Source organism: Pseudomonas sp. 2995-3, assembly GCF_002742565.1.
Taxonomy (GTDB): Bacteria; Pseudomonadota; Gammaproteobacteria; order Pseudomonadales; family Pseudomonadaceae; genus Aquipseudomonas; species Aquipseudomonas edaphica.
Genome location: NZ_LJSB01000218.1, coordinates 131,806 through 145,361, shown reverse-complemented (window position 1 = coordinate 145,361; position 13,556 = coordinate 131,806). Strand labels below are relative to the sequence as shown.

Annotated in this window: 13 protein-coding genes; 5 read left to right on the top strand and 8 right to left on the bottom strand. The window is 59.9% G+C overall.

Annotation, left to right across the window (positions count from 1 at the left end):
- Positions 1-120: 120 nt before the first annotated feature.
- Both AOA62_RS20210 and AOA62_RS20205 read right to left on the bottom strand, forming a co-directional pair.
- Positions 121-504 carry a PaaI family thioesterase gene (locus tag AOA62_RS20210; protein WP_017135364.1) on the bottom strand — a complete coding sequence of 128 codons (384 nt, stop codon included), beginning with the start codon at positions 502-504 and terminating at the stop codon, positions 121-123.
- The gene (locus AOA62_RS20205; RefSeq protein WP_099549519.1) at positions 504-2,831 is read right to left on the bottom strand and encodes a Tex family protein; all 2,328 of its coding nucleotides are present in this window, start codon (positions 2,829-2,831) and stop codon (positions 504-506) included. Before AOA62_RS20205 ends, AOA62_RS20210 begins: the two co-directional genes overlap by 1 nt.
- Positions 2,832-3,188: 357 nt before the next feature.
- Between AOA62_RS20205 and ompR the strand changes: the two genes are divergently transcribed.
- Complete coding sequence (ompR, locus tag AOA62_RS20200) at positions 3,189-3,929, top strand: two-component system response regulator OmpR (RefSeq protein ID WP_017135366.1); 741 nt, start codon at positions 3,189-3,191, stop codon at positions 3,927-3,929.
- Positions 3,930-4,046: 117 nt separating this feature from the next.
- Positions 4,047-5,360, top strand: coding sequence for an ATP-binding protein (locus tag AOA62_RS20195; RefSeq protein ID WP_017135367.1), 1,314 nt, complete (start codon positions 4,047-4,049; stop codon positions 5,358-5,360).
- A gap of 154 nt (positions 5,361-5,514) precedes the next feature.
- Here AOA62_RS20195 and rimK read toward each other — a convergent pair whose 3' ends face one another.
- The 3 genes from rimK to AOA62_RS20180 are packed head-to-tail and all read right to left on the bottom strand — an operon-like array spanning position 5,515 to position 7,692.
- Positions 5,515-6,420 (bottom strand): 30S ribosomal protein S6--L-glutamate ligase, encoded by a 906-nt coding sequence (rimK, locus tag AOA62_RS20190; protein WP_003171022.1) that lies wholly within the window; start codon positions 6,418-6,420, stop codon positions 5,515-5,517.
- Entirely contained in the window at positions 6,417-6,881 is a 465-nt protein-coding gene (locus AOA62_RS20185) for an ATP-dependent zinc protease (RefSeq protein WP_169986753.1), read from the bottom strand. Before AOA62_RS20185 ends, rimK begins: the two co-directional genes overlap by 4 nt.
- Before the next feature lie 31 nt (positions 6,882-6,912).
- Positions 6,913-7,692 (bottom strand): EAL domain-containing protein, encoded by a 780-nt coding sequence (locus AOA62_RS20180; RefSeq protein ID WP_099549518.1) that lies wholly within the window; start codon positions 7,690-7,692, stop codon positions 6,913-6,915.
- A gap of 115 nt (positions 7,693-7,807) precedes the next feature.
- Here AOA62_RS20180 and AOA62_RS20175 point away from each other — a divergent pair, with 115 nt between their 5' ends.
- Complete coding sequence (locus AOA62_RS20175) at positions 7,808-8,215, top strand: RNA-binding S4 domain-containing protein (protein ID WP_017135369.1); 408 nt, start codon at positions 7,808-7,810, stop codon at positions 8,213-8,215.
- Positions 8,216-8,349: 134 nt separating this feature from the next.
- Here AOA62_RS20175 and AOA62_RS20170 read toward each other — a convergent pair whose 3' ends face one another.
- On the bottom strand, positions 8,350-9,153 hold the full coding sequence (locus tag AOA62_RS20170; protein WP_017135370.1) for a phosphatase PAP2 family protein: 804 nt from the start codon (positions 9,151-9,153) through the stop codon (positions 8,350-8,352).
- A 104-nt stretch (positions 9,154-9,257) separates the two neighbouring features.
- Between AOA62_RS20170 and hslO the strand changes: the two genes are divergently transcribed.
- Both hslO and AOA62_RS20160 read left to right on the top strand, forming a co-directional pair.
- Positions 9,258-10,160, top strand: a complete 903-nt coding sequence (gene hslO, locus AOA62_RS20165; protein WP_099549517.1) for an Hsp33 family molecular chaperone HslO — start codon at positions 9,258-9,260, stop codon at positions 10,158-10,160.
- A 179-nt stretch (positions 10,161-10,339) separates the two neighbouring features.
- Positions 10,340-11,881, top strand: coding sequence for a phosphoenolpyruvate carboxykinase (locus tag AOA62_RS20160; protein ID WP_017135372.1), 1,542 nt, complete (start codon positions 10,340-10,342; stop codon positions 11,879-11,881).
- 56 nt (positions 11,882-11,937) lie between these two features.
- Here the strand turns inward: AOA62_RS20160 and AOA62_RS20155 are convergent, their stop codons facing one another.
- Positions 11,938-12,801, bottom strand: a complete 864-nt coding sequence (locus AOA62_RS20155; RefSeq protein WP_256592441.1) for a DMT family transporter — start codon at positions 12,799-12,801, stop codon at positions 11,938-11,940.
- Between the two features lie 158 nt (positions 12,802-12,959).
- Positions 12,960-13,316 carry a DUF1493 family protein gene (locus AOA62_RS20150; protein WP_017135374.1) on the bottom strand — a complete coding sequence of 119 codons (357 nt, stop codon included), beginning with the start codon at positions 13,314-13,316 and terminating at the stop codon, positions 12,960-12,962.
- Positions 13,317-13,556: the final 240 nt, after the last annotated feature.

The following is a 13,556-nucleotide window of genomic DNA, read 5'->3' as shown; positions in this document are numbered from 1 at the left end:
AGTCGATTTGGCTCACATTGAAAAAGCCTACTTCACTCCATGAATTGGGCTATAGCGCAGCAAGAAAATTCCGACGCTGTTGTCGCAGCGCCGAAATTAACTCAAATCGAGGGCGGGGAGCTAGAGGACAGCGAAGGTGCCTTGTGCTTTTGCGACAAGTCTTTCGCCTTGATACACATCGGCTTCCACCACCAACGTGCGTCTGCCGGCGTGAATCACCCGGCTGGTGCACAGCACATCACCGTCTTCGACGGCGCGGATATAGTTGATCTTGCACTCGATGGTCGCGCTCTGCTGGTCAAACCCATGGGCGCTGGAACAGGCCAGCCCCATGGTGATGTCGACCAGGCTGAAAATCGCCCCGCCATGGAGCTTGCCCGCGCGGTTGCGCAACTGCGGCTCCAGTGTCAGGGCCACCTCGGCAACGCCCTCGTCCAGGCGTTGCAGGCGGCAGCCGATCAGTTCGCTGAACGCGCTCTGGGTCAAACCGGCCGGGATTTCCATCAGCGTTTCTTCAACTGCTTGGCGTTGGCAAACAGCGACGCCATCGCGTTGTTGCTCGGCGCGGCCGTGGCGGTGGGCTCTTTACGCGGCGCGTTACCCTGGGATTGGCGCGGGGCCGAGCCTGGGCGTGCACCACGGGCGCCGTCGATTTTCTCGCCTGGGGTGTCGCTCATGCGCATCGACAGACCCACGCGTTTGCGCGGGATATCGACTTCCATGACCTTGACCTTGACCACGTCACCGGCTTTTACCGCTTCGCGTGGATCCTTGATGAACTTCTCCGAAAGTGCAGAGATGTGCACCAAACCGTCCTGATGCACGCCGATATCCACAAAGGCGCCAAAGTTGGTCACGTTGGTGACCACGCCTTCGAGGATCATGCCCGGCTGCAGGTCCTTGAGGTCTTCAACACCGTCCTGGAACTCGGCGGTCTTGAACTCGGGACGCGGGTCGCGGCCAGGTTTTTCCAGCTCTTGCAGGATGTCGGTGATGGTCGGCACACCGAAGGTTTCGTCGGTGTACTTCTTCGGGTCCAGGCGCTTGAGGAACGCGGCGTCACCGATCAGCGAACGGATATCGCGGTCGGTCTCGGCGGCAATACGCTGCACCAGCGGGTAGGCTTCCGGGTGAACCGCAGACGAGTCCAGCGGGTTATCGCCGTTCATGACCCGTAGGAAGCCGGCGGCCTGTTCAAAGGTTTTTTCGCCCAGGCGTGCGACTTTCTTCAGCGCAGCGCGGGTTTTGAACGCACCGTTTTCGTCGCGGTGGGTGACGATGTTCTGCGCCAGGGTGGTGTTAAGCCCGGAAATACGCGCCAGCAGCGCGACCGAGGCGGTGTTTACATCCACGCCCACCTTGTTCACGCAATCTTCCACCACTGCATCCAGGCCGCGCGCCAGTTTCAGCTGCGACACGTCGTGCTGGTACTGGCCGACACCAATGGATTTAGGGTCGATCTTCACCAGCTCTGCCAGCGGGTCCTGCAGGCGGCGAGCAATGGAGACGGCGCCACGGATCGACACGTCGAGGTCCGGGAATTCCTTGGAAGCCAGTTCCGACGCCGAGTACACCGAAGCGCCGGCCTCGGAAACCATGACCTTGGTCATCTTCATGGCGGGGGATTTTTTGATCAGCTCGGCGGCCAGCTTATCGGTTTCACGGCTGGCGGTGCCGTTGCCGATGGCGATCAGGTCCACGGCGTGCTTGGCGCACAGGGCGGCCAGGATGGCGAGGGTCTGGTCCCACTTGTTGTGCGGCACGTGCGGGTACACGGTGGCGTGGTCCAGCAGCTTGCCGGTGGAGTCGACCACCGCAACCTTGCAGCCGGTACGCAAGCCCGGGTCGAGGCCCAACGTGGCGCGCGGGCCGGCCGGTGCGGCCAGCAGCAGGTCGTGCAGGTTGTGGGCGAACACGTTGATCGCCTCGGTTTCGGCGCCGTCGCGCAACTCGCCGAGCAGGTCGGTTTCCAGGTGGGTGTAGAGCTTGACCTTCCAGGTCCAGCGCACGACTTCACCGAGCCACTTGTCCGCAGGACGGTTCTGATTCTGGATGCCGAATTGTTGCCCGATCATGCCTTCGCACGGGTGCATGGTGCCCGGCAATTCGTCGCCGACTTTCAGCGCCGAGCTGAGAATGCCCTCGTTGCGACCCCGGAAAATCGCCAGTGCCCGGTGCGACGGCATGCTCTTGAGCGGCTCGTCGTGCTCGAAGTAATCGCGGAATTTGGCGCCTTCTTCCTCTTTGCCGGCGATAACGCGAGCACTGAGAATGGCTTCCTGCTTGAGGTAGGTGCGCAGTTTTTCCAGCAGGCCGGCGTTTTCGGCAAAACGCTCCATGAGGATGTACTTGGCACCTTCGAGGGCGGCCTTGACGTCGGCGACGCCTTTTTCGGCATCGATAAAGCGCGCGGCTTCGGCTTCCGGGGCCAGCGACGGGTCGTTGAACAGGCCGTCGGCCAGCTCGCCCAAACCGGCTTCCAGGGCGATCTGGCCCTTGGTGCGGCGCTTCTGTTTGTACGGCAGGTAAAGGTCTTCGAGGCGGGTCTTGGTGTCGGCGAGCTTGATGTCGCGTTCCAGTTGCGGGGTCAACTTGCCCTGTTCCTCGATGCTGGCGAGGATGCTGATGCGCCGTTCGTCGAGTTCTCGCAGGTAGCGCAGGCGCTCTTCCAGGTGACGCAATTGGGTGTCGTCGAGGCTGCCGGTCACTTCTTTACGGTAACGGGCGATGAAAGGCACCGTGGAGCCTTCATCCAGTAGCGCGACGGCCGCTTCGACCTGTTGTGGGCGTACACCGAGTTCCTCGGCAATGCGGCTGTTGATGCTGTCCATAAAACCACCTGAAATTCTTGAAAGCAGCTCGCAGGCCCGGAAAACAAGGCGTTGCGAGGCTGGTTGAGCGGCGCCAGCGGCACCGCTGCCTGGGTCAAAAGGCTGCCTATTGACCCTCGAAATCGGGAAATTGCTGCCCCGCGCTGAAAAAACGGCTGAGGCTGCAAACAGTAAAGTCTGACAGTGCCCTGCGTGAAGGCGCCGCATTATAACCAGCGTTCTGCCCTTGGGGGGTACTGCGCCGGTGGTTGTAGGACGCGGGTTCGCTGGCGGTGGAGGAAAAATCTGCTAACAATGCACACGGTGCGTATAACGGCAGCTACGCCATAATGCGCGCCGAGATAAGAGGAGCATCTAATGAGCAGCACTGCACAAACTGCTGAAGGCGAAAAAATTCTCATCGTTGACGACGATCCGGGGCTGAGCAGCCTGCTGGAACGTTTTTTCAACTCCAAGGGCTACCGTGCCCGCGCGGTGCCGAACACCGAGCAGATGGACCGCCTGTTGGGGCGCGAAGTGTTCAACCTGGTCGTACTCGACCTGATGCTGCCCGGCGAAGACGGCCTTACCGCCTGCAAGCGCCTGCGCGGTGCGAACAACCAGATCCCCATCATCATGCTGACCGCCAAGGGCGATGAGCTGAGCCGCATCAAGGGCCTGGAACTGGGCGCTGATGACTACCTGGCCAAGCCGTTCAACCCTGACGAGTTGATGGCCCGGGTCAAGGCCGTATTGCGTCGCCAGGCACCGCCGGTACCGGGCGCGCCAGGCAGCGAAGACGAGAGCGTCACCTTTGGCGAATACGAGCTGTCACTGGCGACCCGCGAACTCAAGCGTGGCGAAGAAGTGCACATGCTGACCACCGGCGAGTTCGCCGTGCTCAAGGCATTGGTGATGAATGCTCGCCAGCCGTTGACCCGCGACAAGCTGATGAACCTGGCCCGTGGCCGCGAATGGGACGCCCTGGAGCGCTCCATCGACGTGCAGATCTCGCGTCTGCGCCGGATGATCGAGCCGGACCCGGCCAAGCCGCGGTACATCCAGACGGTGTGGGGCGTGGGTTATGTGTTTGTGCCGGATGGCACTGCAACCAAGTGACCGATGACTTGCAGGGGCGGGCATCCCGGCGTTTGACTCCATGAGGGTCGACGGGATGCCCGGCGTCTGCAATTCTGCGAGCGCCGCTCGTTCCTGCAAGGTGTTTAGCTGTCTCCTATGAAAACCCCGTTGTGGTTCCCGCAAAGTTTCTTCTCTCGCACCCTTTGGCTGGTGCTGATCGTCGTTCTGTTTTCCAAGGCGCTCACGCTGGTTTATCTGTTGATGAACGAAGACGTGCTGGTAGACAGGCAGTACAGCCACGGTGTCGCCCTGACACTGCGTGCCTACTGGGCCGTTGACCCTGAAAACCGCGAAAAGGTAGCAAAGGCTTCGACGCTGATTCGAGTCGACGGCGCTGGTGTGCCCGAAGGTGAGCAGCATTGGCCTTACAGCGAGATTTATCAGCGTCAGATGCAGGCTGAGCTGGGAGAGGACACCGAGGTGCGCCTGCGCATGCATGTTTCACCTGCACTCTGGGTCAGGGCTCCGAGTCTGGGAGATGCCTGGATCAAGGTGCCCCTTTACCCCCATCCGCTGCGCGGGCAAAAAATCTGGAACGTGTTGGGCTGGTTCCTGGCCATCGGTTTACTTTCAACCGCTTCCGCGTGGATTTTCGTCCGACAGCTCAACCAACCGCTTAAACGCCTGGTGTTTGCCGCCCGCCAACTCGGGCAGGGGCGCAGTGTGCGCCTGCCGATCAGCGATACGCCCAGTGAGATGACCGAGGTGTACGGTGCCTTCAACCAGATGGCGGAGGATGTCGAACAGGCCGGGCGCGAACGCGAGCTGATGCTGGCGGGCGTGTCCCATGACTTGCGCACGCCGCTGACGCGTTTGCGGCTGTCCCTGGAGTTGATGGGCAACCATAACGACCTGACCGACGACATGGTGCGCGACATCGAGGACATGGACGCGATTCTCGACCAGTTCCTGGCGTTTATCCGCGATGGCCGTGATGAGGTGGTGGAGGAAGTCGACCTCACGGACCTGGTGCGTGAGGTGGTAGCGCCCTACAACCAGAATGGCGAACAGGTGCGCATGCGCCTGGAGCCGATCCAGCCGTTTGCATTGCGTCGGGTATCGATGAAGCGCCTGTTGAACAACCTGATCGGCAACGCCTTGCATCACGCGGGTTCAGATGTGGAAGTGGCCGCCTATGTGTCCGGCGACAGCACGGCGCCCTATGTGGTGTTGAGCGTGATGGACCGTGGTACGGGCATCGACCCGGCGGAGCTGGAAGGTATTTTCAACCCATTCACCCGTGGCGACCGTGCGCGGGGCGGCAAGGGTACGGGGCTGGGGCTGGCGATTGTGCGGCGAATTGCTTCGATGCATGGCGGCAATGTTGAGCTGCGCAACCGCGAAGAAGGCGGCCTGGAAGCGCGGGTGCGCTTGCCGCTGGGCTTGATGCTGCCAAGGGATGCGGTCTAAAAAACAACAGCAACCCAATGTGGGAGCTGGCTTGCCTGTGATAACGGTGTATCAGTTAACAAATGGGTTGCTGACCCACCGCTATCGCAGCGATGCGTCGACCCGACAAGCCAGCTCCCACAGGTTTTTTCGGTGGGTGGAAGGCCGGGTTGTATCAGCCCTTGCCCTTGGTCCGGGTCATATTCGGCCCACCATTCTTCTCCAGATGCTGAATGATGATCCCCGCCACATCCTTGCCGGTGGTGGTCTCGATCCCTTCCAGGCCCGGTGATGAATTCACCTCCATCACCAGCGGGCCGTGGTTGGAGCGCAGGATATCCACGCCTGCCACTGCCAGGCCCATCACTTTGGCGGCCCGCAGCGCGGTCATGCGCTCTTCCGGGGTGATCTTGATCAGGCTGGCACTGCCGCCACGGTGCAGGTTGGAGCGGAACTCACCTGGCTTGGCCTGGCGTTTCATGGCTGCGATCACCTTGTCGCCGACCACGAAGCAGCGGATATCCGCACCGCCGGCTTCCTTGATGTATTCCTGCACCATGATGTTCTGCTTGAGGCCCATGAACGCCTCGATCACCGACTCGGCGGCAGTCGCCGTCTCACACAGCACCACGCCGATACCCTGGGTACCTTCGAGCACCTTGATCACCAGCGGTGCGCCGTTGACCATCTCGATCAGGTCGGGGATGTCATCGGGGGAGTGGGCAAAGCCGGTCACCGGCAGGCCGATACCCCGGCGCGACAGCAATTGCAGGGAGCGCAGCTTGTCCCGCGAACGGGCAATGGCCACCGATTCGTTGAGCGGGAACACGCCCATCATTTCAAACTGGCGCAACACCGCGCAGCCGTAGAACGTCACCGAAGCGCCGATCCGCGGGATCACCGCATCAAAGCCTTCCAGCGGTTTGCCCCGGTAGTGGATCTGCGGCTTGTGGCTGGCAATGTTCATATAGGCACGCAACGTGTCGATCACCACCATTTCATGGCCACGTTCGGTGCCGGCCTCGACCAGGCGGCGGGTGGAATACAGACGCGGGTTTCGCGACAGCACAGCAATCTTCATGCAGCACCTGGGGCAGAAATAGTAGAGACCGGGAACACCGGCTTGTCTTGAACGTACTTGACGCCGGGGTTGACCACCAACTGGCCGTCAATCAGCGCCTTGGAGCCCAGCAACAGGCGGTAACGCATGGCCTTGCGACAGGCCAGGGTGAATTCCACCCGCCATACTCGGTCACCCAGTGCCAGGGTGGTGCTGATTACATACCGCACCTGCGCATGGCCGTTGGAGCTCTTGATAGTTTTCATCGTCACCAGGGGCGCTTCGCAGCGACGATGGCGCAATTGCACCACGCTGCCCAGGTGCGCAGTGAAGCGCACCCACTTCTCACCGTCGCGCTCAAAGGGCTCGATATCGGTGGCATGCAGGCTCGAGGTACTGGCACCGGTGTCGATCTTCGCGCGCAGGCCAGCCACTCCCAGGTCGGGAAGGGCCACCCACTCGCGCAGACCCACAACGGTCAAATGGTCAAATGTCTTCAATATGGGTAACCGGTCAGTTCGCCCAGGCCTGAGGGGAAACCTCGGCCAGGGCTTTGAATGCAGGCCTGGCGAACCAGTAGCCCTGCATCAGAAATATTCCGCAGTCGGACAGAAAGTCGCGCTCGCCGGCACTTTCGATACCTTCGGCAATGACAGTAACGCCCAACTGCTCACAGATTGTGACAATCCCCTGGACAATAACCTGCCGGACACGATCCTGGTCTACATCGCGAATCAGCGCCATGTCGAGTTTGATCAAGTCGGGTTGGAAATCGGCCAGCAGGTTCAGCCCTGAATAGCCGGCGCCGAAGTCATCGATGGCGGTCTTGAAGCCGAATTCGCGGTATTCACGCAGAATATTGGTCAAATGGCGATAGTTATCTACATGCTCGTTTTCAAGGGTTTCGAAAATCAACCGATCCAGCGGGAAATTATGCGCACGGGCCGCCTCCAGCGTGCTGCGAATGCACAGCTCCGGCCGGTACACGGCATTGGGCATGAAGTTGATCGAAAGATAGCTTTGCATTCCCAGCGCGGCGGCCCCCGCAATCGCCTGAGTACGGCAGCGTTGGTCAAAGCGATAACGGTTGCTGTCGTTGACCTGGTCCAGCACCGACAACGCCCCTTCACCGTGAATACCGCGCACCAATGCTTCGTGGGCAAAAATCGACCGGTCGCGAAGGTCTACGATAGGCTGGTAGGCGAAGGAAAAATCGAAACCCAAGTCTTCGCTTTGCTGGCAACCTACGCAACGCTGGTTGGGCGAGGTGAGTGAGGTGGGAAAGTCGGTCACAGCGTATCCTCGCGAAAACAGGGGGTGTCTGGCGTATCTTAGGTGAGGCTTGGGATTTATGCGTTGAAGGGGTTCAACGGTAAAGTTGCGACATTTTTCAGAGCGAGGAATTCAAGTGGCTCAAAAGCAGGAAGAGGAAGAAAAGGTCCGTTTGGACAAGTGGTTGTGGGCGGCGCGTTTTTATAAAACCCGTGCCCTGGCCAAGGCGGCCATCGAAAGCGGCAAGGTGCACCATCGCGGCGAGCGCTGCAAGCCGGGCAAGGAACCGCGCGTCGGAGACGAGCTGCAGATTCGTACAGGTTTTGACGAAAAGACTGTGGTGGTGCAGGCACTGTCTGTCGTGCGTCGTGGCGCGCCTGAGGCGCAGGCGTTGTATGCCGAAACCGAAGCCAGCATCGCAAAGCGCGAAAATGCGGCGGCTATGCGTAAGGCTGGCGCAACCGGCATGACCACCGACGGCAAGCCGAGCAAGAAGCAGCGGCGTGATCTGTTCAAGTTTCGCGGCAGCGGCAATGATGATTGACACGGATCTCCCTTCAAAAGGAGATCAACAATGTGGGAGCTGGCTTGCCTGCGATAGCGGTGGGTCAGTGACTGAGAGGGTGGCTGACCCCCCGCTATCGCAGGCAAGCCAGCTCTCACATTAGGGCTGCGGTGTTACGCGGCTATGCGCATGACACTCAACCGCCCGATGACTGGCAGCTTCCCGAGCAACCCGAAAACCGGCGCCGTCACCCGTATCAGCAACCCCGACACCTTTGCCGCAAACGGCGTGTAATACCCCCACCCCAGTGCCAGCAACGCCAGCAGCACTCCGCCGATGTAGTCGTCCTGGCCCCAATGTGCGCCCGCCACCAGCCGCGGCATCATGAACAACAATGCCAAGCCCCAGATCACCACTACTTGGGTGAAACGCTGGGCAAACACCGTCATGAACATGCCCCAGATCAGCAGAACCGACGCATGATCGCCCGGGAAGCTCTGGCTGGAACGATCCTTCAACTCCCAGGTTTTCTCCAGGCCCGGGAAATAATCGCTCATATGAATCGCGCCGCTGATCACCATCGACGGGCTGTTGTGCTGCCAGCCCATTTGCGCCGTGAGCTTGGAAAACAGCATACGGATAAACAGCAACAGCAGCAGAATGCTGAGGAAACCGAAGAATGCCTGTCGCACCTGAATGGCCTTGAACACCCAGTCGCCGCGAATCAGCAGTGCCAGCAAAATCACCCCAACCACGGCATCAAACGGTCGCAAACTGGCCACCGCCCACACATGCAACCATGTCGAATTGCTTGCCAATGGGTCATTAAGCAGATGAAACAGCCATTCGTCGAAAACCACACACAGCATCTGTCCCGTGGGCCACAGCCAAAAACACAGCAGCCCGATAGCGACTAGATTGCAAAAGGCCCACCCCCGGAGGTTCCACCTGGCTTGGAACAAACCCGGATTGTTCATAAACTGTCCCTCTTCGCTCTGTAAAAACGCACCAAAAAGGTGCCAAAGCGTTTAATTCTATAAACCTTGTAACCAATTTGTCATCAATTCAGATACCCAGACCTATGACTGATCTACCGGATACCGACTTCACCCAACGCTTCATCTTCGATGAGAACGACGCCCGCGGCGAACTGGTCTCGCTGGAGCGCAGCTATGCCGAAGTCCTTGCCAAGCACCCCTATCCGGAGCCGGTTGCGCAGCTGCTCGGTGAGCTGATGGCGGCGGCCTCGCTGCTGGTAGGCACCATGAAGTTCGATGGTTTGCTGATCTTGCAGGCCCGTTCCGAAGGCCCGGTGCCGATGTTGATGATCGAGTGTTCCAGCGAGCGCGAAATCCGTGGCCTGGCCCGTTACGAAGCCGACCAGATCGCCCCGGACGCGACCTTGTCAGACCTGATGGCCAATGGCGTGCTGGCGATCACCGTCGACCCCACCGAAGGCCAGCGTTACCAGGGCATCGTCGACCTCGACGGCGAAACCCTATCGGACTGCTTTACCAACTATTTCGTGATGTCCCAGCAGGTCGGCACCAAATTCTGGCTCAACGCTGACGGCAAGCGCGCCCGTGGCTTGCTGCTTCAGCAATTGCCGGCTGACCGCATCAAGGACGACGATGAGCGCACCGACAGCTGGCGCAAACTGACCGCCCTGGCCGGCACCCTGACGGCTGAAGAACTGCTGGGCCTGGATAACGAAACCATCCTGCATCGCCTTTACCACGAAGAAGCCGTGCGCCTGTTCGACGCCCAGGGCCTGCGCTTCCGTTGCAGTTGTTCACGTGAGCGCTCGGCCAACGCCTTGGTTAGCCTGGGCCTTGAAGATGCGCAGCACTTGGTGGTGGAACATGGCGGCAATATCGAGATCGACTGCCAGTTCTGCAACCAGCGCTACCTGTTCGATGCAGCCGATGTAGCCCAATTATTCGCCGGCGCAGGCATCGACACCCCCTCCGACACCCGCCACTAAAACGTTTAAGCACAGGTAAATCACCTGACAAACGCCGGATTAGCGCAGTTCTGACGGGAGGACCCTACTCTTTTTGGGCTTTTCTGGCATAATCCGGCCCACTTTTTTCGCGGTAGTAGTGCGCAACTTTCTACTACAAAACGTTTGGAGCACTCGGCCATAGGCCGACGGGGAACCTCATGACGCAAGCCAATAACGCCGTATACACCGATCTGAGTGTTGACGATCTGGTCAAAGAAGCCCTGCAGCGCGGTGAAGGCGTGCTTGCCGATACTGGCGCGCTGGTCGTAGAAACCGGTCACCGCACCGGTCGTTCGCCGGTTGACCGTTTCATCGTTGAAGAGCCTTCCACCCAGGACGCAATTGCCTGGGGCCCGATCAACCGCAAGTTCCCGGCCGACAAGTTCGATGCCCTGTGGGCTCGCGTCGAGGCATTCAACAACGCGCAAGAGCATTTCGTTTCCCATGTTCACGTAGGGGCTGCAGAAGACCACTACCTGGCCGTGAAAATGACCACCCAGACTGCCTGGCAGAACCTGTTCGGTCGTTGCCTGTTCATCAACCCGGCCCAGTACAACCCAGCCGGCCGTGATGAGTGGCAAGTGCTTAACGTCGCCAACTTCGAATGCGTGCCAGAGCGTGACGGCACCAACTCCGATGGTTGCGTGATCCTCAATTTCGCACAGAAAAAAGTGCTGATCGCCGGCATGCGTTACGCCGGTGAAATGAAAAAAGCCATGTTCTCGGTGCAGAACTTCCTGCTGCCGGCCGCCGACGTGCTGCCAATGCACTGCGCCGCCAACATCGGCGAAGCCGGCGACGTGACTCTGTTCTTCGGTCTGTCGGGCACCGGTAAAACCACCCTGTCGGCTGACGAAAGCCGTTACCTGATCGGTGACGATGAACACGGCTGGGGCGAAGGCGTGGTGTTCAACATCGAAGGCGGTTGCTATGCCAAGTGCATCGACCTCTCCGAGAAGAACGAGCCGGTAATCTGGAAAGCCATCAAGCACGGCACCGTGCTTGAAAACGTGGTGATCGACGATGCCAAGCACGCCGACTACACCAACGTCAGCCTGACCCAGAACAGCCGCGCCGCCTACCCGCTGGAGCACGTTGCCAAGCGTTCCGAGAAGAACCTGGGCGGCGAGCCAAACGCTGTGATCTTCCTGACCTGTGACCTGACCGGCGTACTGCCGCCCGTCTCGATCCTCAGCGAAGAACAAGCGGCCTACCACTTCCTGTCCGGCTACACCGCTTTGGTGGGCTCGACCGAAATGGGTTCGGGCAGCGGCATCAAGTCGACCTTCTCCACCTGCTTCGGCGCGCCGTTCTTCCCACGCCCAGCCGGTGAATACGCAGAACTGCTGATCAAGCGTGTGCGCGGCTTCGGCTCCAAGGTCTACCTGGTCAACACCGGCTGGACCGGCGGCGGCTACGGTGTCGGCAAGCGCTTCAACATCCCGACCACTCGCGGCGTGATCGCAGCGATCCAGAGCGGCGCGTTGATCGGTGCACAAACCGAACACCTCGACACTATCAACCTCGACGTGCCTTTGGCCGTACCGGGCGTTGATACCGGCCTGTTGAACCCACGTAACACCTGGGCTGACAAGGCTGCCTACGACGAAGCGGCGAAAGCGCTGGCTGGTCTGTTCATCGAGAACTTCAAGAAGTTTGAAGTGAGCGATGCGATCAAGGCGGCCGGGCCTAAGTTGTAAGGTTCGGTTGTTGTGAAAAAGCCGCCCTCCGGGGCGGCTTTTTTGTGGGCGACAGGTTAGATGGCGATATGCAAAACCACGGCGCCGACCAGCACTAATGCAACGCCCAGCACCTGCACCGCCGACAACCGCTCCTTGAAAAACACATACCCCATAATCGCCGCAATCCCGCCGGACAATGTACTGATCACCGTCACCACCGAAACCGAGCCCGCCATCGCGCCCCAGGAAAACGCCGAGAACCCGCCGAGGTTCATCAGGCTCGCACCGGTCAAGGTTGCGCAGTTTTTCAACGGCGGGATCTTCAGGCCGTCCTTGATCTTCAGCACCATCACCACCAGCACGCACAGGCCCACCAGGTAACCCAGCCACAACATGGTGATCGGCCCCAGCGCCGGCAGCGTGTAGCGACCTTGCAACCAGAAGCTGGTGCCGTACAGCAAGGCGGCGAGCATGGCGTAGGCGATGGACTGGCGCGGGTTGTTGTGGGGCGTGCCGTTATCCTTGTGGATGCTGGACAGGATCACGCCGATTACGCACAGGCCGATGCAGCCGAGTTGGATCAGGTTGATGTGTTCGCCACTGGCCCAGGACAGCAGGGTGGTCACTACGCCGTAAGACGTTACCAAAGGCGCAACGATGGCGGCTTTGCCCAGGGCGAAGGCCTTGGACAGTGCCAGCGCGCCGGAGACGGTGAGCAGGGCGGCGGTGATGCCCAGGAGCCAGACGCTCAATGGGGCATTCAAGGATTTGAACAGGAAGGCCGGGAAGATAACCAGCAACAGCGTCATTATCAAAAAGCCAAGGGCTTGGCCGAAATACACCGCGCGTTTAACGCCCACGGCTCGGGCGTTGAGGCCCACGAGAAAGTCCGTGCCACCCCAGAGGAGGGCGGCCAGCAGGCCCATTATTACGTCCATGTAAGGTCCTTGTTGTTGTGTCAGCAACTTCAGTGTGGGAGCCGGGCTTGTCGAATCGTCGCACCGCCGCGATTCAGGCGACTCGGTCTGTCAGTAATACCGAGGTGATGCCATCGCAGGCAAGCCAGCTCCCACACCGGTATTCGGTGGTCTTGGGATCAGCTCAAGTTTTCCAGGGTTTGCGTATCCCAACTATGGGTCTTGATCGCCAGGTAGAGCATGCCGATGGTCAGCGGCACCTTATCGCCCCGGCCCTTGGCGCGGCGCTTGAGGAACACATCGAACACCGGCGGTTTGAAGTAACGATAAGCATCGTAGTCGCCCAAGTCGAGGGCAAACTCTTGCTCCATCGCTTCCATCAATTGCTTGGCCTCGGCGCCGTCGCAGCCGAGCTCGAGGTTGATCGAGGTTTCGAGGCGCAGGGTCTTGTGCTTCGGCAGGCCGATTTCTTCGTGCAACAGTTGCAGAAGCTGCTGCATCACGGGGTCTTCGGGGAAGTTGGGGGCCAGGTTCATGGTGGGGGCACGCAGGAGTGGGTGGGGGGGAGGATTGCGTTGGCGACGGAATTTGTTTCGGGTGAAAAAGAGACGGATGCCAATGATAAAGGCGAATGTCGGAAGACTGTCGAATTGTAATTCGCTCAGCCAGGAAGTGGCGACGATTAGAAGCATTGGTCCGGTGAGGATGAGGGCCAGTCCGAACCATTTTCTGAGCTCGGGATGCTTCAACTTACTATCGAGCAGGACAGTAAGGGC